We start from the raw sequence: 22,751 nt of genomic DNA, 5'->3' as shown, positions 1-22,751 counted from the left end.
TTATATTTCATGCATTGTTGAGAAAATTGGTCGATTTTTTTGAGTACTTTTTACGAATTAGCAGGGCATCTTAGTATTAGGTGATTGAGTTTTAGGCAGATTTGAGAGGTTGTGCGTTTTCATTTTAAAGGTATGACGCAAAGGTTTGCGCAATAGGTTAACTTGAACGTTTTCTTAAGTTGTTGATAATTATAAATAATGAGAAAAAATAACGACTTGAGGAGTGTTTTTGATATGCGATTATCAAGATGGTATCACAAAAAAAATTCAAATATCAGACTTGTAGGAAATAAATCACAGCCTATAATGCTGAAAACCGGAGCGTCTGCCAACGCTCCGGTTTTTTTGTGTCCGAAGAACAGTGAACTCGTCTGCCAACGAAATCACTACGCACTCTGAGATGACACATATACATATGAATCAAGGAATTACACAATGCGTATCGAACAAGAACTTAAGTTAGGTTTTAAAGATGTACTGTTTCGCCCGAAACGTTCTACCCTTAAGAGCCGTTCTCAAGTAAATTTAACCCGCGATTTTACATTCAAGCATAGTGGTCGTCAATGGTCTGGTGTGCCTGTAATCGCAGCAAACATGGATTCGGTTGGTAGCTTTGCAATGGCTAAAGCGCTAGCTGAGCATGGTGTAATGACTGCAGTTCACAAACATTACACGGTAGAAGATTGGGCTGAGTTTGCTAAATCAGCTGATAAAGCAACCCTGAATAACGTAATGGTGTCTACGGGAACATCTGACGCAGACTTCCAAAAAACCAAAGATATTATGGCGCTTTCAGATGAATTTATTTTCATCTGTATCGACATTGCAAATGGTTACTCAGAGCATTTAGTCGAGTATGTTGAACGCGTGCGAGCAGAGTTCCCAGACAAGGTGATTTCTGCGGGTAACGTGGTTACTGGTGATATGTGTGAAGAGTTGATCCTCGCTGGTGCAGACATCGTGAAAGTAGGCATTGGTCCTGGCTCAGTTTGTACAACTCGTGTAAAAACGGGTGTTGGTTACCCGCAGCTTTCTGCAATCATCGAGTGTGGCGATGCAGCGCACGGCCTTGGTGGCATGATCATCGGTGACGGTGGTTGCTCATGCGCAGGTGATGTATCCAAAGCATTCGGCGGCGGTGCGGACTTTGTTATGCTAGGCGGCATGTTAGCGGGCCACGAAGAGTCAGGCGGCGAAGTGATCGAGAAAGACGGCGAGAAGTTCATGAAGTTCTATGGAATGTCGTCGAAGAGCGCGATGGAGAAGCACTCAGGTGGTGTTGCTGGCTACCGCGCAGCCGAAGGCAAAACCGTGTTATTGCCATACCGTGGCAGCGTTCACGGCACTATTCAAGACATCCTTGGTGGCGTTCGCTCAACTTGTACATACGTGGGTGCAGCAAAGCTTAAAGAGCTAACCAAGCGTACTACATTCATCCGCGTTCAAGAACAAGAGAACAACGTGTTCGGTAAAGAGTAAATCGACTGAATGTAACAAGTGTAAAAGCAACCATACGTTATATCTATAGTAGATAAAACTATACTATATGCAGCTATGAGCCAGAGTGAGATTGATTTCTTACTCTGGCTTTTTTGCTTCTCATTTGTTTGCGTTTCAAAATTAACTCTAAGCGATTTTAATAGTTGGTCGAGATTCGACTTGTTCAAACGGTAATGATGTTGTAACTGGCATGAGCTGTAAAACACTTGAAATCTGACAGTCTCTATTTAATCCAATATAGTCTTTGACATTAGCGACTCGCCAAGTCATGTCTCCGTAAGTACGCAGATAGAACGCGGGTGATTGATGACTGTTATGTCTAATAACGCTCCATTGGGTGATATCACTAAAAAAGACTTCAGGGTTATCGGATGTCTCAAACTCATTCGCCATGATGCCCAAAGGTATATCAACGCGATTAAGTAGCTTTTGTCCGAGTGAGAAGGCTTCGTCGAAGTTAGTTGGTTGTTCGCTTAACTGCTTAATTGCATAGGTTTGTACAAATCGAGACGGCGGTGTTGGGTCGGCGGGTAGACCCATCAAGCCAGCGCCATTGATTGATTGAAGTGGGCCAGGCACTTGGACATGACGTTGCATGGTTGCCTCATTGTTCGGTTCTGGGTTGTAGTTGCGCAAATTGGAAAAATAAGAGAGGTGATTGACATGCCAATGGTAATTTGGGCAGTTAGTCATTACTCCAACGTAGGAGTGGTCCACAACCACTTTATAATCATCAAAGTCGTATTCGGTACATTGATAGCGTGCTTGCTGATTTTCCTCTTTGCTGAACATATCGCTTTCTTTGAATGCTCGATAGATATGCATATTACCGTTAAGAAACTCAATGACTGCACTGTCATTATTTGCATCGTGAATCACGAAATGCTGGTCCAAAGCCATGTTGTCACTCTCTGTTTCACCAGTTGAAATAGTCGAGTTAAACACGTAAACGGGGTGGGTGGTGAAGTAGGTCACCATCTCGTCCACAGTATTAAACGTAGACAAGATAAAAGTACCAAACAGACCGCTTCCTAATGCAAAGGCATCATTGGGGATGTGAGAGGTCGATACATTTTGATTGAGTATGGGCAAGTATAGCGATCCGACGGAAAGGCCGGATTCATTAATGCCATCAGCTGTTAAAAGAGGGTTATTATATCGGGTAATGCCGTTGCAGTGGATGAAGCTTAATTTTCCCTTCCAACTTGCTTTAAACTCACATTCTTTACTGTGACGTTGTGGCGGCTGACCATTAAAAACACGGTCGGCTTTTTCGTCGGAAGTAAAGGTCGTAATTTGGTAAGTTTGTTGGGCTCTAAACCAAATCTCGGTCTGAAGGTTAACTGCAAACTCCATGGTTCTAGCGGATAAGGTTTGGTTGTTGCAACCATAATTGATATTCACATCTGTACACATAGCCATGCTTTCCGTTGTTTATCTTGAATGATGCATATCCAAGAAACTCTCTGAATCAAATGCTTGGAGAGTACGTGGATATAGAAGAATTGCGCTTTAATAATGGTTTTAGCCATGGAGATAAGCGCATGCTATTAATTTAAGCGTTCAATCAAAAAACGTCAGTAGCAGTTTAGTATCAGTTGATAGAGTTAAAATAAAAAGTGATGTATTAAGTAAAAATCTTTGATCTTAGAACTCAATAATATATTTATTTTTTCAATCTTGGTTACTCTAGATTTAAAGTTGATTTTAAAAGTGATTTGTATTGATTCGATTATCTTGCAGTGGTGATATAAAGTGAGAACATAAAGTTAACAATTTCAGATTGTGATTGAAAATGGGGAGGGTTTTCAATCCAAATACCGAGAAATGAAACTGCCCGAGAAGTTGTGCAACTGTCTCGGGCGAAGTGATGAATCGGGTAAGCGGCTATAAAGTTTTCTCACAAGAACCGCTAAGTGGTGGAGATATTTTTAAATTATCATTAAAGATTTCCACAGCGACGGGGCCTTTATTTTCGTCTTTTGCATAGAATGCACAGGACTTGTTCCCAGTATAGGTTTCACCTGCCTTTTTGAAACTGTAGTACCAGGAGTCATGGGTAGCGGCACCGGATTCAAAACTAGCAGATTCAGATTGTTCGCCAGTATTCAAGTCGAAACGGACCTCCATTTCCGGAGAGTCTTTAAATCTCACATATCCGGTGATTTTATCGCTGGAGTTATTTTTAACGTAAAATGAACCCTTAGTTGTCATAATTTTTCCTCTTTTTTAATTTCTATACGTAATAGAACGGCCAAATGACGGTCTGTTAATATATGCTTCTTAAGATGCATATTGATGTTAAATGATGGTCTTATTAGTTCTAAGATGATTAAACTTATCCTTAGCGTATTTCTCTTTTATACCGATTAAGTCGCGGTAGCTTCGATCAAAATAAACGCTTGTGGGAATTGCCGGATCTTTAAAGCTGATGAAGGCACCATAGGTTCCCGGTATATCAGCTTCTCTGGCTTTATCAATCCAGTCCATGGCTCTGTTTACATCAACAAGTACTGGGTTATTTTGTAGTTCTAGTTTTTGCTTTATCTCTTCATTCCACCAAGTTTGGTATTGGACTGTATATTGACACTGGCGGTAGGGGAAAGATATGTCTTCAAGGTCGTCTGAGTGATGATAAAAGCCACCAGTGATCGCACCTAAGGTTACGTAACTAAATAGCCCTTGATCGCGGTTTTCTGGCTTTATCAAAGGTGAAGTTAAGCTTTGCAAGAGTGCAGTATAGCCTTCTGCTTTAAGACCTCGCTCTGACACCAATCGCGAAGTGATTTTGTGAGGTGCTGGGGCGTCATAATCGGGAGGGAAAGGAGAACCACTTTGACACAAAGAATCGCGCCCCCATGTGCTCATCAGGGAGTGATCGTATTTCTTCCCGTCAAAATCAGTGCCATGTGCTTCATAGACTTGAACTAAATCAGGGGAGCAAGCGCCAAATTGAACGGCTATAAATTGGTCAAGATCTTGCACTGTTCCTTCCCAGTAGCCATACATGGTGCAGTGATGGCTGATGGTTTCGAGATCACAGTGGTTAGATGATTCAGGCAGAGCATCAATTTGCAAGTTGGTGCCGAGAAGTTTAGCCGTATCGAGACTTTTTATAGCCTGTTCCCAATTTTTTAGCACATCTATTGTAGGGTGCGATGGTATTGGCTGAAGCATACCGTTGATTTTTTTGTAAAGGTTCCACTGAAGTTCGAAGCGGTGGATCTCTTTGGGTAAAGGGAATGTTTTTACGCGTAGCTCGGTAACAATGCCATAACTCATGCCTCCGCCGCCTCTTAGTGCCCAAAATAGGTGAGGGTTGGACTCTGCTGAGACTTCTGTGATCGTACCATCGCCCAATACCACGGTTGCACTCACTAGGTGCTCACAACACATGCCGTATTTTCGCGTCCAAGGGCCCCATCCTCCGCCTTGAATATAGCCAGTCAACCCAACTGTGGCACAGGTTCCATGTGCAATCATTCGATCATGCTCTGCAAGTTTTGGTGTCAGTTGATAGAAGCGATAGCCAGCACCAATGGTGGCAATATTTTCACACAATTGGAAGGTCTTAATTCTGCTCACGTCAATCAAAATGACGTTGTCACCACTGCATTCACCTGCGTGATCATGCCCTCCTGAGCGAACACGAATCGGGAGACTGAATCGAGTTGCTGTTAGATAGGCTTGTTGAACTTCTTGCGTACTTTCGCACATGACAATGACAAAGGGTTGGTGTTGATAGCGAGTATTGAAGATGAGTGACTCGACTTGATATTGGTTCAAACCGGGAACCGGTGAAATCGTGTTTTCAAGAGGTATCAGTAGTCGCTCTTTAGGAAAACCGCATTTATCCATTTTCTGAATAAACAGTTTGGCATTATTGATTGAGATTGAGTACGCGTTAAGTACAGCGAGGCGTTGTATTTGAGGGTTAGGGTGCTGTTCTACCACTTGGTTTTCTTTAGTTCCCTGCATCCATTCTTGTTCCATTATTTTTTCCATTTGGCTTGTGTATTGAATAGTTGTTTAAATATTAACTCGCACGCATATGTTCGCCATATCAGTTTGGTATCAGTTGTTCTGTACAAATCGCTAAAAGCATCAGCGAGAGAGCAATAATATCTGGTTGATGAAAATAACGAGCGGCATCTGCGTTACCTTAGATAATTTATGTAGTCAAGTAGATCTGATCCTAAAGTGATACTGAACTTGAATGACGTGTTATCTACATTGAATGGGTCACTTACGACAATAAATTCAGTTGGAGAACACAATGAAAATGGAATCAAAAGAATCACAAGCAATTTTTACTGCTCATTATCAAATTGGTAACGGCTTACCTGGAGGAGTGAACTTCGATGTTAATCTACTCGTGGCCAGCGAAGACAAATCAATAGTGGGTAAAGGACATATCTTTCAGGCCATTAACCCACCGTTAAATGTGGTGTCTGATCTCAATGGCAGTTTCAACTATCAATGCACGATGCGTGATTGTCATATCATGGTGACGTTGCAGGGTTACCAGCCTTACCTAGGTATTGCTCCTCTAGGAGCAGATCTTCACAACGTAACGCTCAACATCCTACTTAATGATGATTGGAAGTCAGGCGTGGCATTTTATCGATATAAAAATAGTTCAGGTAAATGGATTGAAGTAGCAAATCAACGCGTTGCTCTACTTTTACCTGAGCATGTTCCTAGCATCGAGAACTTTAAGGTGGAGCAAAGTGATCTTGCGCCAGCATAAATCTAATCAGCGATGACACTGTGCCAAAACACAGATATTCGATGGTTTCGAATATCTGTGTTTGACGAGGTAAATCGAGCAAACAAGATGATTTGACGGTGCAATTAATCGACTTTCTTCGTTTATTGAATATTTCATGGTTGAGTAGATGTGAAGAGCCAATGGTCGAGCTCATCAACACTGATTTGAGCCTGGTTCAGTTGATGTTTACGCGCGGCCTGATTGAAGTTTAACAACTCAGAGACGGAGCTGGACTGGTCGAGTAAGGCAAGCATCAGATTCGCTTGTTCAATATAAAAATCACCCCATGGATGCGGATCTTCTCGGGTGAAGTTAGCAAGCTTATCGCGATATTTTCGAAGTAGCGTAGGCTGCTTATACTGCCACGCTACTTGGATTCCTTGTTGGTAAAAGCGTAAATAGTTATGACCAACACAGGTAGATTCTAGCCAAGCCTCACCAGTGCGCAAAGCGGAGAGGGCCGTTGATTCATCGCCACAAATAAGTGCCTTGGTAGATACGAGCCAAGGACCAATAAAATTGTGTAGCTTATTGATATGAACAAGCTCTAGAGCCGTGTCGATGTCCGAAAGGGCTTTCTCCTCTTTTCCCTGATACCAGTGCAATCTTGCACTGGACTCCAAAAGAAAAGCGACAAATCGATGAGCATTAAGCTGTTTTGAAAGTTGCAGAGCGGTCGAGATTTCGTTTTCAGCTTGCACCAATACATTACGGTCGAGAAAGATCCATGCTGCCGTAAGCCTGGAAACAATTTCTGCTTGGCGGTTTGCCGTGAGATAGGCAAGATTCGAGGCATGCTGAGCCTGTTTTAGTGCTTCGTCAGATTGCAGTTGATAGATCATCACTGTTGCCAGCATGTAGCGATTGGCAGTTTCAATCGAAAGCAACTGATGCTCTTCACACAGCTGCAAACACTCGGTTAAGTGCTCGTATGAGCGAGCCATTTTTCCTTGTGCGTAGGCACAATCACCGAGGCCGCCAAGCGATTTTGCTTTCGCGCGAAAACAGTTTGCTCGTTGACTGTAATCTAATGCAAGTAAATGTTCTTTCTCACATTCGTCTAGCTGCCCAGTGGGGAACAGCATATTACCTCTCATCGAGTGAATTTCACACAAAGATTTATTTAACGTCAGCTTTTCGCACAGGGCTTGGGCTTGGTCTAAAATCGACATCGCTTGTACAAAGTTGTCGGTTAAGCGGTAGGGGTTAATGAGGTCTAAATAGTATTGAACACGTTCAGGATCATTTTCTGTGTGATGAACCGCTTGCTCAAGAACCTCAATACTCTCTTTGATGCGTCCCATCGAATACAGGCAGTTTCCTTTCATATTTAGTGCATACGCCATCTGTTCTTTAGGTGACTCTTTAATAGCGTACTCAATAAGAGTCAGTGCTTTTTCAAACTGATAATTACTCAGGTAGTGTTTGGCGGTCTGTTCAAGAACAGTAAATACACCTTCGACCTTGGCATGATTAATATGGACGGCATGTAAGAATCGATCTCGGTTCTCATACCATTTTGCGCAGGCCATGTGTATTTTGGAACACTGTGACTTGTCTATTTGACGGAAAACAGCATTACAAATCAAATCATGATGGAAAAGGTATTGATCGCCATTGAGTTTTACTAAGCCAGCGTCGACTAACTTATCTGGTACGTAACCGGGAATTCGAGTGATTTCACGCAGTTGCTCCAGTTGAAAGCACTGCCCCAACACAGAGGCAGTACAGAGTGCTTGGCGATCTTGGGCTGGAAGTTGAGCTAATTGTATCGAAACTAAATGTTCCAATGACTCCGGAACGTCTTTATCAAACTGAGAGCAAAGCAGTGTTTGGCGCAAGTATAGAGGATGGCCTTTCGCAAGCTTTATACAGTCATTGATATGTTTATTCTGTTGGCATGTGATTGAGCAAGCTAACTCGTAAGACTCTTCAGATGATAACTCCCTAAGTTCGATTAGATTCACGTTGGTAAACCAAGATTGTTTGGAACTAAGTCGTTTTTGCTGCCTAAACGTCAGAAAGAGCAAAATATTGGTGTTTGTAATATGAGGTAGCAGTGTCTCAAGAAATGCCAACATTACCTCGTCGGCCCAATGGACATCTTCAACAATAATCAAATGCGGTTTGCTGGTCTGCCGTTGTTGAATTAAGAAAGGGATAGATTGCTCTATCGTTTGTTTCAGCGTTTGGAACTCCATTAAGTTCAGCAACTGCTTTTCTGATTCGTTGAGTGCTACCCCCATTAACCAATAAAGGCAGAGGTGGAAAGAAGAGGGAATTGATGACTCGACAGTTTGCTGACGAATAGAATCATCGGTATCTTCACTAGTAAATGAACAAATTGCCCGAGTGAATATATTTTGAGGGGACAAGAGATCAGCACTGCCATGATTCAGGATTTGAATCTCTGTGGTTAAACACGAAGATCGATTCAAAGACGCAATGACCTGGTTGAGTAGGCTGGTCTTTCCTATCCCTGCGGTACCAGTAATACAATACGTTTGGCCTGCTTCCTGTTTTTGCCATCGCTTGATTCCGCTATTCAATGTTTCTAGTTCAAGTTTACGCCCTACAAAACAGTCAGTATGGCTTTGGTGTAAGGATACAAGATGCCAGTTGTTGAAGTCTGGCTCTCCTGTTAGAAACGGTTTTATTGGTCTGGCACAATTGGACGAGATAAAGCAAGGACAAGCAGCTATTTCTCCCCAAGGGATTTTAACTAGGATTTCATTGATTGGGGTTATCGCATTCGGATGTTCCGATAGTTCAGTGACTCGATGCTTGTATTTCGCATTGATAAAAGACCGAATCGAAGCCGAAAGAGCAACCTGTAATTGAAGGGCTAGTTGCCGAATTCGTTCAAAAACATATTCGTCCGATTCCTGTATAGACCAAGTAAGAACAAACGTCCGGTTTTGTATTATGGGTGTAGTGTTTTGGCTGAAAAGTAATGTTTGCAGAGTCTTTGCGGTCAAATCACACTTTGCTTCGATTGCAAAAATAAAAAAATATGGTGGTGATGAAGACACATTTGTAAGTAATGGTTCTGGGGCGCGATCTATTAAGAGGTCCTCTACGTGGACAGAAAAGTATTCCGCGAGATTGGATGCGGTACGATACAGCACATTCGCCCCAGACTCTGCTCGCTTTATGGAAGCAATAGATACGACAAAACCCTGTTGAAAGCATTCTTCCGCCAGTCTTTCTTGGCTCAGTCCTAATTTCTTTCTCAGTTCTTTGAGTCGTAATACGTTGAGTGGAATTCTTCCATCCCTATTTGCCATATTTCACTCCGTTGTAACGTATAGCTTTTCCCAGTAAACCTGAATCGATTGGATATGTTGAGTGAATAAATTTATCTTATTTCACTACATATAATACTAGTAGTTAAAATGTTATATACGAAAATGAAATGGGAATTTTAATCTTCAAACTACCTTAATTCATTGTTGTATTAGTGGTGTTTTTGTTGTTAATAATTTTGATAATTATTGTTGTGAATTCATGTTTTTCTTAATAAGTTTTTTGAAATATCTTTAAATGTATATCTTTTAAAAGATTGCACACCTTAAACTTATATTGGTTTATATTAAACTTTAACAATTAAATTCTTTAATTTTAAAGATATAAATTGACAATTTTATTTTTAGTGTTTTTTTTATTTCTATTCTGGCGAGTTAAGTTTTTCTAGTCTATAAATTAAACATCGGCGCTTTCTAAATAACTGCCGATAAAAATAATTTTAATTTCAATATTATAAATAGTTGGCTTTATACAATGGATATTGGCTTTTTCTGCCTGTTAAAAGGATTTCATATTACACCACACTTGAATGCCGCGCTTACCTCTATCAAGGAGACTGCGTGGCTGCCACATGTCAAACGATCTTGTTATCGAGGGGATTGGCAAGCGCTTGCTTTAGAAGAATCCTATCGAAAGGCCTATTACCCTAACTATTTACTACTCTCTGAATTTCCAGAATTGGAACTGTCTTTATCTCAATTTTGCTGCCCAATTTTGTCAGTACGGTTTATGAAATTGGATCCGTGAGCTCAGATATTATAACGCCGAGCTTATGGCGTATGTTTTTCTCAAGTACAGGCTTGTTTACATCATTAACTACTGCTACAGCGGCAATTGAGGTTCATGAATTATGCAAAAGGGCTCACCTATAGAATTCTACCAGCAACGTCCTCAATCTCGTGAGACGGTCGGTGTTGAAGAAGTGCAGCAACAAACTCAACAGTTTGGTTTTGCTGAACCCGAAATGGATGAGCTGCTTAAGTACTCATTACGGACTCAACTTGAGGCTATGCTCCAAAACCAACTCAGCACGGCTGAACGCCAACGGCAACTGAAAGAGAGTTTCGCTGCGGCAGTTGAGCTCGTATTGAAGGAGACAAAAGTTGAGCACCGAACACTGGTGCAAGCCTTTCAGACCATGTATGGCAACGCTTGCCAATCTCTTTCTCTGGCTAAACTCACTCAAGAGGAACTGACCCGACAGTACATTTCCACGTCTGGGCTGGTGATGTCTCCACTTAACTGTAAACACACCATCAAAGATGTGTACCGAATTAAAGGCTTTGCGTGTGGTACAAACAAAGCTATCCAACAAATGCTTGCCAACAAGCCACAGGTTAAAGTGCTTTATCCAGCTTGCGGCCCCTTTGCACCATTGCTGCTGCCTTTACTTGCTCACTACAAACAAAGTGATCGGATTAGCGCAGAGCAGCTTCAGGTGACACTAGTAGATATTCACCCCGGAGCGATTAAAGCAGTCAATCAATTGATCGCTGATCTCGATATCGCAGACTACATTGAAGCCTTAGTGGAAGAAGATGCTACCCAATTTTCGTCAACTCAAACGTTTGATCTCCTGATACTTGAAGCGATGCAGCATGGCTTTAGTCGGGAAGGGTTCCTAAGCATCGCGAAACATTTGGTTCAATATTTACATATTCAAGGCGAAATGATCCCCAAGCAGGTATCTGTGCGCGCCATGATGGTCATCGGGGAGACGGAATTTAATCGACAATGGGAAAAAGCAGAGTATGCACATTCCAACCATTGCCAACCGGAAGCGATAGATGATCGAATTGATCTGGGAGAAATTCTTAACGTCAATAAAGCCATGTTGCTCAAAAGCGAGATTTTTGAGCTAGATGGTGGAATAAAAATGCTGCAAGGCAACACCGTTGAGCTGCCGAAAGATGTGCCAGATATGGCAAAACGTATCCTGGCCATTTACAGCCATATCGATACTTACGGAGATGCGATGGTCGGACAATACGACTCTGGTATTACCCATCCTAAACCCGACATGACTTTTTATGTGGATGCCAAGCCCAAAGCTGTTGAACACCATTACTTTGAAGCGAAGGGAGGGGATAAGGTCAGTTTCTATTATCAGTTAACCGGATTGCCAGGTTTTGTCGCCACCCATGGATGATTTCGATATGCAGCAAAAATACGTCGTTTTTACAGGAAGTTGTTACGCCTTGCCCATCATTCAGTTGTTGGCACAACAGCATAAATTGGCGGGCGTGGTAGTACCGGAAGGAGAACTAAATCCTGACTTACAGCAGCTACAGAGCTATCTGAGCGCTCAATCGATTCATATTGCTCAGTATACCGCCAATGACAGCAGTGCTTTGATAGCGCAACTCGATGCTTGGCGAGTCACGGATGGCGTCATCTATTTGTTCAGGCACATAGTTCATTCCTCGCTGTGTCAGTTTTTCAACGGAAACTTGTACAACATTCATCCGGGAAAGCTGCCCGAGTATCGAGGCCCGATGCCTCTCTATTGGCAATTAAGAGACGGTTTAGACACCTTTAGCCTCACCCTGCATCGTCTTGAGGCATCGGCTGATTCCGGCTCTATAGGAATGGAGTTAGAGGTACCATTTCACCCGTTTGAGACCTTAACCAGTGCTCAGCAAAAAGCGTCACAAATGACGGCTAAGCTGATGTATGACTTCCTCATCGCGCAACAAAAGCAAGGGCTGGTTTGGCGTGAGCAAGTATCAAACCCCAACGAAGTGGCACGAGCAGTAAACCAACATGATCTGCACATTCGTTGGAACGTGCAAACGAGTCGCGAAATCGTCAATTTAGTGCGAGCAGGCAATCATGACTTCGGTGGTGCGATGTTGAGCTTGCCAAATGGTGTCGCCAATGTTTTGCAAGCAAGCGCAATGGAGACTTCTTTAGTCGGTGTTGAGGCGGGGAGCATTCTCGAGATCAGCCCACAGCATGGGTTACAAGTGAAAACGTTAGATAGCGCCATATCAATAGATGTTATTGCTACACAGCAAGGCGTGTTTTCGGGTTATCGCTACGCGCAAATGGCTGGGCTGGACGCTGGGATGTCATTGCTTCAGCGCTCTTCGGCCTGCGAGTAAAGAAATATCTCAATACGGCTCTTTGCGGCATTAATGAAGCCCGTAAAGGTATTTAGTAATGCGAGATTGGAAAGTTTTAACCAACCACACCAATTACGTTATGGGTTGGTTTTAACTTAAGTGTATACGTTAAAAGGAAGAACAGTATGGCTACAGAACCGTATCTTGGGACACTAACCGCATTTGGTGGCAATTTTGCAATTAGAAATTGGGCAATGTGCTCGGGGCAAATGCAGGCAATTGAAGATAATCCAGCACTCTTCTCTCTAGTTAGCACTCTATACGGAGGTGACGCCCGAACTACCTTTGGTTTACCTGATTTGCGTGGTCGCAGTCCAGTTGGTGTAGGCACACGACCTGGGGGGATGGATTATCATCAGGGAGAAAGATTGGGTACTGAACTGGTAACTATTGATATAACCCAAATGCCAGCACACTCACATACGGCAATTTTTACCCCTCTTGGCACTTCTGCACCTGTAACAGGCAGGATGCAGGTTGCTACCAATGCTGCAAATACACAGGTACCCGATAGTAATTCGTATATAGCGCAAAACTCTACCCCCGGGTTCTATAAACCGACGTTTCAGCAACCAGATTTGACTGAGATCGAAGGCTTAAGTGTGTCTGGTGGTGGCTCGGAAGGAGGTACTGTAACTGTGACTGAAACAGGCGGTTCAGCGCCACTTAATATTTTGAGCCCGGTATTGCCGATCAATTGGTTAATTGCCACTGCGGGAGTATACCCACCGCGCAGCTAATCAACCAAGAAAGAATTGGCTGAATCTTGCGCTAATCCTTTCCTATAAAAAAATTAAATATTTAAGTTGATTATGATAACCCGGCCATGTTGATAAGGCCGTCATCTTCAGGAGAGGAAAATGAGATTACATCGTCAGGTTGCGATCGCAATTACAACAGCATGGGTGTTCTCAGCGTTTTTTTCCGGTGGAGCCTGGGCTGCACAGCAAACGATTAACTACTCTAATGGTTCAGGTTCCAGTTTTCGTGAGGTGGAGACAGGCGTCACAGGGGGTATGCCCTCAGTTACTCTTACCAATGCAGGTGCTGTATCTATGGTATTAGATGCGGGCACTAGCTCGGATGGCCCTCCGTTTACTGGCCTAGATGACCTCGGATTTGTAGCTGGTGTTTTTTACTCAAATACCATGATTAATGAGTTCAACAATCGTGGCTTCCGCTTTTTTGAGAAATCAAGTACTAACTTCAGTTTCGACGAAATTACCTTTATGCAGGGGTCGGCCCGAGACTCAGATAAAACGTATCAACTTGTGTTAACTGGCTTCTCTAATAATACTCAAACAGTGACCGAAACTGTCACCTTGCCAAAAGGTGGTGAAGCAAACTCAGGGTTACAGGATTTGTTTACCCTGACCCGTGGTACAGACTTTACTGATTCTGCATGGCAGGACGTTGATACAGTGACTATGGCGTTTACCCGAAGTCCGGGTGCTGACTCTCGTTATCTTATCAAAAGTATCAAGATTGATGACGCTGCGGTTTCAGACTCAACCGCGCCTACTTTTGTCAGTGCGAGCTCAACCCCCACTGATGATGCAACCAATGTTTCTGTTAGCAACAACATCGAGATTGCCTTTGATGAGAATATTGAGCTGAAGAACGGCAATATTACCATTCGTAATGTTACAGACAGTCGCGACTTTGAAGTATTTAATGTTGCCACCGAAAGCGATGGCACAACAACATCACCAGGCGCTGGCCGAATCAGTGTTACCAACGATAAAGTTTACTTAAACCCAACCAGTGATCTGATAGGAAACCGGACTTACGCCATTCATATTGAATCTAGTGCCGTGGCTGACACCGCAAATAATAGCTTTGCTGGGATCAGCGATGATGCCACATTTAACTTTACTACGGTCGATACCACGCCAAATGCGCCATCTACACCCGATTTAGATGCTAGTTCGGATACCGGATCATTAAATACTGATAATATTACCAGTGACACTACTCCAACGTTTAGTGGGATTTCTGAGAGTGGATCGATCGTTACTTTATACAGTGATCAAGTCGGTGGAGGTGCAACGGTTATTGGCACAGGCACTGCTACTGGAGGAAACTGGCAGATAACAACCAATGAGTTGGCGTCTGGTATTACACATGCAATAAGTGCTAAAGCGTCTGATAGCGATGATAATGTTAGCTCGGCATCCAACGCGTTAAGTGTCACCATTGATACAATAGCACCATCCGCAGTGAGCATTACCACGCCGATTGAGACTGACAGTATCGTCAACGCTGCAGAAGACAACGATGTGCTGATCGCTGGCTCCGGCGCGGAAGCAGGCAACAGCGTGACCGTGACTATCACAGACAATAACGGCTCTGTCAGTCGTACGGTGACGGCCGACAACTCAGGCAACTGGACGTTGAGCGGCAGCGAGCTGGATATCAGTGGCCTGAACAATGGTACCCTGACTGTGTCTGCAACCCAAGCTGATATAGCAGGTAATATCTCCACCGCAGCCACACAGAGCATTACCCTGGACAATGCTGGCCCATCAGCAGTGACCATCACCACGCCGATTGAAACCGATGGTATTGTCAATGCAGTGGAAGATAACGATGTGTTGATTGCTGGCTCCGGCGCGGAAGCAGGCAACAGCGTGACCGTGACCATCACGGACAATAACAGCTTTGTCAGTCGTACGGTGACGGCCGACAACTCAGGCAACTGGACGTTGAGCGGCAGCGAGCTTGATGTAAGTGCGTTTAACAATGGCACCCTGACGGTGTCTGCAACCCAAGCAGATATAGCAGGTAATACCTCCGCCGCAGCCATCCAGCGCGTTACCCTGGATAACGCCGCACCATCAGCTTTGACCATCACCACGCCGATTGAAACTGATGGCATCGTCAATACGGCAGAAGACAACGACGTACTGATTACTGGTTCCGGTGCGGAAGCAGGCAATAGCGTGACCGTGACCATCACGGACAATAACAGCTCTGTCAGTCGCACGGTGACGGCCGACAATACCGGGGCTTGGACGACTATTGGCAGTGAGTTTGATGTAAGTGCGTTTAACAACGGCACCCTGACGGTCGCGGCTAGCCAGAGCGATGCTGCGGGCAACACCTCCAGTGCAGCTAGCAAAACATTTACGTTAGATAACGTGCAGCCAACTGTTTCTTTGAGCAGCTCAGACCTCGATTTGATCTCTGGCGAAATGGCGAGTGTCACGTTCACCTTAAGTGAGTCATCAAGTGACTTTGCTGAGTCAGATGTCACCGTCACTGGCGGCAGTTTGTCCAACTTTGCAGGCAGTGGTAGCAGTTACACGGCGACCTTTACACCAACGGAAGAGAGTGTGGCGAGCGGCACCATTGATGTTGCCACCGGCACATTTACCGATGCCTCTGGTAACAGCAATAGTGCAGCAACACCACTTTCCATCAGCGTCGATACTATGCTTCCAACCGTCAGTATCACTAGCTCCAGCGCTGCGCTGAAAGCGGGTGAAACGGCAACACTCACGTTTACCTTGAGTGAAGCCGCAACTGATTTTGCCGAAGCCGATGTGACCGTTGCTGGCGGAACTCTTTCTAACTTTGCGGGCAGTGGCGCCAGTTACACGGCTACCTTTACACCTGCAGAAGAAAGCACTGAGGATGCAACTATTAATGTTGCAGCAGAGCAATTTAGCGACGCTGCAGGTAACCTCAATACCGCAGCGACTCAGTTGTTGATCTCAGTGGATACGGGGATCCCGACTGGACATAGCATCAGCATTGATCAGGAGAGCATTAACAAAACCAACGAACAAGCGATGAGCTTTACCTTCGCAGCAGCTGAAGTGAACGCGATGTTCATTTATCGCGTGACCGACGGTACCACGACCATTGACGGCGCTAGTCAAACAATCTCCTCGGAGACCATGCAAGTAACGGGCATTGACGTCACTGGTTTGCAAGAGGGGACGTTGACAGTAAGCGTGGTGGTAACCGATGCCGCAGGCAATGCATCTGATGCAGTGACGGATACGGTGACTAAACGCTACGATGTCGCGCCAACGGCAGTTGATGATAGCTTCTCGACTGAGGAAGATACGGCGAAACAATTTGATCTGTTAGCCAACGATTCCGATATTAATGATGACATGGTCGCTTCTTCTGCAACGGTTAAAACGCAACCAATTAAAGGTCAGGTGTCGATCAGCAACGGTGTTGTTACCTATACGCCAAATAGTAATGAGACAGGCACGGATAGCTTTACCTATACCGTGAAAGATGCCCTGTTGCAGGAGTCACAAGACGCGACAGTGACCGTCACTATCATGGCTATAAATGATGCGCCAGTCGCGAAAGCGCTGACCATTAACACTGACGAAGATACCGCAAGCGCAGCAGTCACCGCGCGTAGTCAAGCGAAGGATGTTGAAGATGGCATCCCAGCGGGTGATTTAGCGTTAGTTAGTTTGCCTCAAAAAGGACAAGTCGCCATTGATCAAGCTGTAGGCACTTTTGTATATACGCCGAATGCGAATGAAAATGGTAGCGACAGTTTTACTTACACGATCGCAGACAGTGAAGGCGGCGTTTCTCTTGCGGCCACAGTCAGCGTCAATATCGGTTCCGTCAATGACTCACCAGTGGCGGAGGCAGACAGTTTTACTTTTGATGAAGATGTCACATCGACACTCGATATTTTAAGTAACGACAGTGATATCGAAGATGGGTCATTCACCCCGAGTAGTATTACCCTGCAAGATCTTGGTCAAGGAGAGGGGGGATACAGTTTTGCCACGGTTAGTGTCAATGCCGATGGGACCTTAAAGATTGTGCCAACAGCGAACGTTAATGGTCAACATAGCTTTACCTACACGTTAACCGATAGTGGTCAGGCAGTCTCCGTGCCAGCAACCGTCACACTCAATATTACGCCAGTGAATGATGCCCCCGTTGCTGTTGATAACAGTGCACAACTACTGGAGGGAGGCTCCTTTGAAGTCAACGTATTAGGCAATGATAGTGATGCCGATGTTGGAGACAGTTTTGAACTCACTAGTGTCACAGTCGTCGATACGCCAGCATATGGCAGTGTGAACGTGACGGCGTCAGGAGCGATTGTTTACAACCCCAATGAGAACTACTTCGGTGAAGACAGCTTCACCTATACGGTGGCAGACTTAGCAGGTGCTGTATCTAACGTCGCAACAGTGACCATGACGGTAACACCAGTCAACGACGCACCAATGGCGCAAGCACAGTCACAAACGCTTGATGAAGACAATAGTTTGGTGATCACGCTGGTTGGTTCAGATATTGATAACGATGATGACACTCTGCAGTATCTTATCACTGAGCAAGTCAGTCATGGCGTTCTAGAGCAGTTGACCAATAATGGTTGGCGCTATACACCAGAAGCGAACTTCAATGGCTCCGACTTCTTCTTGTTCAAGGTCAACGACGGTGATCTCGACTCGACAGAGGTTCGTGTCGATTTGACGGTTAATCCAGTCAACGATACACCAACCGCGACCGATATCAGTGTTACGGGAGAGGAAGAGATACCGCTGACCATTACTTTAAATGGTAACGATGCAGAAGGCTCATCTTTGAGCTATCAAATTGTAACATCACCAGTCAACGGTAATGTTACCGTCACAGGCAATCACGCGGTTTATACGGGTAACAGTAACTTCTTTGGTCAGGACAGTTTCACTTACAGCGTAAGTGACGGAGAACTTACCTCTGGAGTGGCGTTAGTGACCATCACGGTGAATAACGTTAATGACTCGCCAGTGATTACGGGTACCCCATCGGCGCAAGTTGATGAAGATAGTGTGTATCAGTTTGTGCCCGCGGCATTGGACGATGACCCAGCGGATACTCTGACCTACTTGATAGCTAACAAGCCACCTTGGGCTACATTTGACAAGACAACAGGAGCACTTTCTGGTACGCCAAGTAACAGTGATGTGGGGACTTATCCAGATATCGTGATTAGCGTATCCGATGGTACTATTTCTTCCTCATTGTCAGCGTTTTCGATTACTGTGAATAACGTGAATGATGCACCTGTTATCTCTGGCTCACCAGCAACACAAGTGAATGAAGACAGTACCTATCTGTTCACGCCACAAGTGTCAGATGTTGACAGCCAAGCCTTTACTTTCAGTATCGTGAACAAGCCATCTTGGGCTAGCTTTGATGCATCAATAGGCACGCTCAGTGGTACACCAGATAATGGTGATGTTGGCAAATATCAAGGCATTGTTATCTCGGTTTCTGATGGTCTCACGACCACAATGCTCAATAGATTCAGTATTGTGGTTAACAATGTCAATGACGCGCCAGTGATCAGTGGCACTCCTGCTCTTACTGTCAACGAAGGCAGTACGTATCGCTTTGCGCTGCAGGCATCGGATGTTGATAGTAGTAGCTTGAGCTTTTCAATCCGCAATAAACCATCATGGGCAACCTTTGATAGAGCAACTGGGTTGCTAAGTGGTACGCCGGAAAATGAGCATGTTGGCAGCACCAATAATATTGTTATTAGTGTCTCTGACGGTGAGCTAAGCGCTTCTCTAGCAGCGTTTAGCATCACGGTAATCAACGTCAATGATGAACCAATGGCAGTTAATGATACCTATGTCTTTACCGAGAGTAACGATGGTAGCTACTTATTGGATGTACTCAGCAACGACAGCGATATTGATCTAGACACATTACAACTGGAATGGGTTAAACCTACATCTGGAACGGCAACAATTGTGGGCAGTCAAATCCAATTGGTAACGACCTCAATTGGTACAGTGACAGTGCAATACAGTGTGAAAGATGGTAATGGAGGAAAGGCCACCGCGAAAGCAATCGTGACAATTAAAAGTGCGAGATTGGACGCACCAACAATAACCGCACCTTCAGATATCGAAGTGAACGCAAGTTCGCTCTTTACTAAAGTTGCATTAGGCTCTGCCGTGGCCCGAGATAGCACAGGCAAGCTATTACCTGTTTCATTGGTGGACAGCACAACCTTCTTCCGACCTGGAACTAATACGGTCTATTGGCGCACTCAAGACTCTGATGGAAACGTTGCTGAGGCTAGTCAAACGGTAACAGTGTATCCACTGATAAGTATCTCCAAAGATGCGCAAACCACGGAAGGCACCAACCATAGCGTAACGATACACCTTAACGGCCCATCGCCGAGTTACCCAGTAGTCGTACCTTACACGGTTTCAGGAAGCACAGACAGTGATGACCACACACTCACCTCTGGCGAAGTGGTGATACCTAGTGGTACCGAAGGCAAACTTTCGTTCGAACTACTTAATGATGGACAAAGTGAAGGCGTTGAAACCTTAGTGATTGATTTGGACAGCACCCTTAATCTAGGTAGTAAGCGTCGTTACACCTTAACAATCTTTGAAGAGAATGTGGCTCCGAAGGTCTCGGTAAGTGTATCTCAGGCGGGGGAGCAGCGGAGCCAAATTGAAAATGGTGTTGAACCGGTCACAATCACAAGCAGTGTTAATGATGCAAATATGTCCGATATACACAGTTTCAGATGGAGTAGTGATAGCGATGTACTTAACCAAGCGATTGCGGGGCAGATGTACAGCGAAACATTGACTTTCTCTCCGCAATTACTGAGTTCAGCGATTTACAATTTGCAATTGACAGTGACTGACAATGGCACTCCACCATTATCAGTGACACGGAATGTCTATTTAGAAGTGGTACAAACATTGGCGGAGCTCGGAAGTGAAGATAGTGATGGCGACTTAATCCCGGATGATCAAGAAGGTCATAATGATAGTGATGGTGATGGCATTCCTGACTATCTTGACGCAATTTCTGACTGTAACGTAATTCAACAGGTTGTGTCAGAAAAAGATCGCTTCCTCATTGAGGGGCAGCCAGGTGTCTGTTTACGCAAAGGAATAACCATTCTGACTAACACAACAGGAGGAGCTTTATTGCTAGATGAGGAGCTTCCTAAAGATATCAACATGAAGAGCATCGGGGGAATCTTTGATTTTGTAGTAACTAATTTGCCGCTGCCCGGCCAAAGCTATCAATTAGTTTTGCCTCAGCGTTTACCTGTTCCAGCAAATGCAGTGTACCGAAAGTATAACGCTGAACAGGGGTGGATAGACTTTATTGAGGATGCTCAAAACACAGTTTCTTCTAGTGCTGGCGAGGCTGGTTATTGTCCGCCACCAGGGCACAGTTCATGGTCACAGGGTCTGACTGAAGGTGACTGGTGTGTACAACTTACCATTGAAGACGGTGGTCCGAACGATGATGACGGATTGGCTAATGGCAGTGTCGTTGACCCTGGCGTCGTTGCCGCTCGTGTAAACAATAATGCACTCCCTCAAGCGATTGACGACAATGCGTTTGTTAGTCTCAATGGTACGGTGACGCTCGATGTATTGAGCAATGATACCGATGCTGATGGTGATGGGCTGAAGGTAAGTCGCGCTTCTGTAGATATTGGTAGTGTTAGTGTGGTTGATAACAAACTAAGTTATGTCACTCAACCACAGTACTACGGGGAGGCTTTGATCACTTATAGCGTAACGGATGGTAATGGTGGAACGGGATCGGCGAAGGTGACGGTAAATGTGGTAAACAGTCAGAATCCGAATGCGGTGGACGATAATATTACCACCGATGATCGTACCCCTGTCACGGTTTATGTCCTTGCTAACGATACCGATCCGGATAACGACACATTGAAGTTGGTTTCAGTCCAAGCGCAGTATGGGCAGGCGGTCATGAATGCAGATCAGAGCGTGACCTATACCCCTACCTCAGGGTTTGAAGGCAATGATGTGTTGACATATATCATTCAAGATAGCCAAGGCCTGCAAGACACAGGGAAAGTTATAGTGACAGTTAAGTTGGTAAGAGATGTAAAGGTTGAAAATACTTCAGCAGGATCATTGGGTGGAATGGTGTTGATGCTTTTGATTTTGTTAGGAGCCATGCAACGTTATGGAAGAAACAGTGCTCTAGCACTAATTGCTGTGTTTAGTTTTAGTAGTCAAGCGGGCTGGTATGTTGATGTTCAAATGGGGTCAAGCCATGCAGATGAGCGTGATGCTGTTAAAGGTGATAACGTAATCTCTACTGACAACACCGGGCTCTATCGCTCTGTCGGGTTTGGATATACTTTTTCTGAGCAATGGTCTGGAGCTATTCGTTATATTGATATGGGTGAAGGTGGTGCTACATTGCGTAGTGCTACTACTTCACCAGAAGACTATCACGCCAATGTCGCATCGATAGCACCACTCCTTGTTGAGGGCATGGGCTTCGACATCGGTTATAAGTTCTGGCAATACAATTCATGGTCCGCAAAACTGAGTTTGGGGGGCTTGTTCTGGGAAACCGATATTGAAAGTACGTATCAAGGCAGCAAGATAACGACGGAAGTGGATGGTTTTGATGGATATATTGGTGCAGAAGTTGGCTACAACCTCTCAGATAATTGGGAGATCGGTGTCCAAGGCGCTCGTTATTTTTTACATGAAAATGATGTTGATATAATTGCGCTACAACTTCGTTATTTTTTTGAGCCGTTATCAGTGTATTAATTTATGGTTTGGTATTTTTCGATAATTTGTATCCCAAGTGATCATGAAGCGGTATGGTAAATCACTGGAGATTAATGTCGTGATTGTGATCTTTATTATGTAGGTCAATAGTCCATAACAAATCCTTAATTACCTTGAAGTCTTCTCTTCTTTAACATCTAGGGAAAGATAGTGATTGATAGAGTGTTAAGCAGAACTTACTATCCGTTCGATATTAGAAAAATAAGGTTCATTGGATACTAGATGTGAACTTAAAAGAAGATGATTTACGTAATAGGGTTGCTGGTGGCGCTGAAAATGTCAGCGTGATACGTCGCTTTACTTTGAACCTAGTACGTTTACAGTCGAAGAAATATAGTTTGGAGGCTGAAGCAAAACAAGCGGGTTAGAGCGACACAATTCGTAGTGAACCCTTATTGAGTTGAAAAGCGTTCCAAGCTCGCAGTTGCTCTGACTCTGCTGGTGATAACACGA

The 22,751-nt window shown here is 44.4% G+C and carries 11 protein-coding genes; 7 read left to right on the top strand and 4 right to left on the bottom strand.

Annotated elements, in window-relative coordinates; translation table 11 throughout:
- Nucleotides 1–435 precede the first annotated feature (435 nt).
- The gene (locus FKN16_RS01590) at nt 436–1,479 is read left to right on the top strand and encodes a GMP reductase (protein ID WP_005396079.1); all 1,044 of its coding nucleotides are present in this window, start codon (nt 436–438) and stop codon (nt 1,477–1,479) included.
- 147 nt (nt 1,480–1,626) lie between these two features.
- Here the strand turns inward: FKN16_RS01590 and FKN16_RS01585 are convergent, their stop codons facing one another.
- The 3 genes from FKN16_RS01585 to FKN16_RS01575 all read right to left on the bottom strand — a co-directional run bounded on the left by FKN16_RS01585 (nt 1,627) and on the right by FKN16_RS01575 (nt 5,493).
- The gene (locus FKN16_RS01585) at nt 1,627–2,904 is read right to left on the bottom strand and encodes a linear amide C-N hydrolase (RefSeq protein WP_346341404.1); all 1,278 of its coding nucleotides are present in this window, start codon (nt 2,902–2,904) and stop codon (nt 1,627–1,629) included.
- 483 nt (nt 2,905–3,387) lie between these two features.
- Nucleotides 3,388–3,714, bottom strand: coding sequence for a hypothetical protein (locus FKN16_RS01580; protein ID WP_170901855.1), 327 nt, complete (start codon nt 3,712–3,714; stop codon nt 3,388–3,390).
- A gap of 87 nt (nt 3,715–3,801) precedes the next feature.
- Complete coding sequence (locus FKN16_RS01575; protein ID WP_170901854.1) at nt 3,802–5,493, bottom strand: FAD-dependent oxidoreductase; 1,692 nt, start codon at nt 5,491–5,493, stop codon at nt 3,802–3,804.
- A 283-nt stretch (nt 5,494–5,776) separates the two neighbouring features.
- Between FKN16_RS01575 and FKN16_RS01570 the strand changes: the two genes are divergently transcribed.
- Entirely contained in the window at nt 5,777–6,250 is a 474-nt protein-coding gene (locus FKN16_RS01570) for a DUF1842 domain-containing protein (protein WP_170901853.1), read from the top strand.
- Nucleotides 6,251–6,384: 134 nt separating this feature from the next.
- Here the strand turns inward: FKN16_RS01570 and FKN16_RS01565 are convergent, their stop codons facing one another.
- Entirely contained in the window at nt 6,385–9,558 is a 3,174-nt protein-coding gene (locus FKN16_RS01565; protein ID WP_170901852.1) for an AAA family ATPase, read from the bottom strand.
- 869 nt (nt 9,559–10,427) lie between these two features.
- Between FKN16_RS01565 and FKN16_RS01560 the strand changes: the two genes are divergently transcribed.
- The 5 genes from FKN16_RS01560 (at nt 10,428) to FKN16_RS01540 (ending at nt 22,666) form a co-directional block, all read left to right on the top strand.
- The gene (locus FKN16_RS01560; protein WP_170901851.1) at nt 10,428–11,726 is read left to right on the top strand and encodes a hypothetical protein; all 1,299 of its coding nucleotides are present in this window, start codon (nt 10,428–10,430) and stop codon (nt 11,724–11,726) included.
- Nucleotides 11,727–11,733: 7 nt separating this feature from the next.
- A complete protein-coding gene (locus FKN16_RS01555; RefSeq protein WP_249370499.1) occupies nt 11,734–12,681 on the top strand; it encodes a formyltransferase family protein in 948 nt (315 codons plus the stop codon).
- 146 nt (nt 12,682–12,827) lie between these two features.
- The gene (locus FKN16_RS01550; RefSeq protein WP_170901849.1) at nt 12,828–13,442 is read left to right on the top strand and encodes a tail fiber protein; all 615 of its coding nucleotides are present in this window, start codon (nt 12,828–12,830) and stop codon (nt 13,440–13,442) included.
- Between the two features lie 120 nt (nt 13,443–13,562).
- A complete protein-coding gene (locus tag FKN16_RS01545; protein WP_249370498.1) occupies nt 13,563–22,277 on the top strand; it encodes an Ig-like domain-containing protein in 8,715 nt (2,904 codons plus the stop codon).
- Between the two features lie 245 nt (nt 22,278–22,522).
- Entirely contained in the window at nt 22,523–22,666 is a 144-nt protein-coding gene (locus tag FKN16_RS01540; RefSeq protein WP_170901848.1) for a hypothetical protein, read from the top strand.
- The last annotated feature ends 85 nt before the right edge of the window (nt 22,667–22,751 follow it).

The organism is Vibrio sp. 11-4(1) (genome assembly GCF_013048625.1).
GTDB lineage: Bacteria > Pseudomonadota > Gammaproteobacteria > Enterobacterales > Vibrionaceae > Vibrio > Vibrio diabolicus.
The sequence above is the reverse complement of the archived record's forward strand: the minus strand, read 5'-3'. Positions and strand labels throughout refer to the sequence as shown.

What these genes read in the sequence shown, in the direction of transcription:
- FKN16_RS01570 (WP_170901853.1), top strand. Translation starts at nt 5,777, where the DNA reads ATGAAAATGGAATCAAAAGAATCACAAGCAATTTTTACTGCTCATTAT.
- FKN16_RS01555 (WP_249370499.1), top strand. Translation starts at nt 11,734, where the DNA reads ATGCAGCAAAAATACGTCGTTTTTACAGGAAGTTGTTACGCCTTGCCC.
- FKN16_RS01590 (WP_005396079.1), top strand. Translation starts at nt 436, where the DNA reads ATGCGTATCGAACAAGAACTTAAGTTAGGTTTTAAAGATGTACTGTTT.
- FKN16_RS01550 (WP_170901849.1), top strand. Translation starts at nt 12,828, where the DNA reads ATGGCTACAGAACCGTATCTTGGGACACTAACCGCATTTGGTGGCAAT.
- FKN16_RS01545 (WP_249370498.1), top strand. Translation starts at nt 13,563, where the DNA reads ATGAGATTACATCGTCAGGTTGCGATCGCAATTACAACAGCATGGGTG.
- FKN16_RS01560 (WP_170901851.1), top strand. Translation starts at nt 10,428, where the DNA reads ATGCAAAAGGGCTCACCTATAGAATTCTACCAGCAACGTCCTCAATCT.
- FKN16_RS01575 (WP_170901854.1), bottom strand. Translation starts at nt 5,493, where the DNA reads ATGGAACAAGAATGGATGCAGGGAACTAAAGAAAACCAAGTGGTAGAA.
- FKN16_RS01580 (WP_170901855.1), bottom strand. Translation starts at nt 3,714, where the DNA reads ATGACAACTAAGGGTTCATTTTACGTTAAAAATAACTCCAGCGATAAA.
- FKN16_RS01565 (WP_170901852.1), bottom strand. Translation starts at nt 9,558, where the DNA reads ATGGCAAATAGGGATGGAAGAATTCCACTCAACGTATTACGACTCAAA.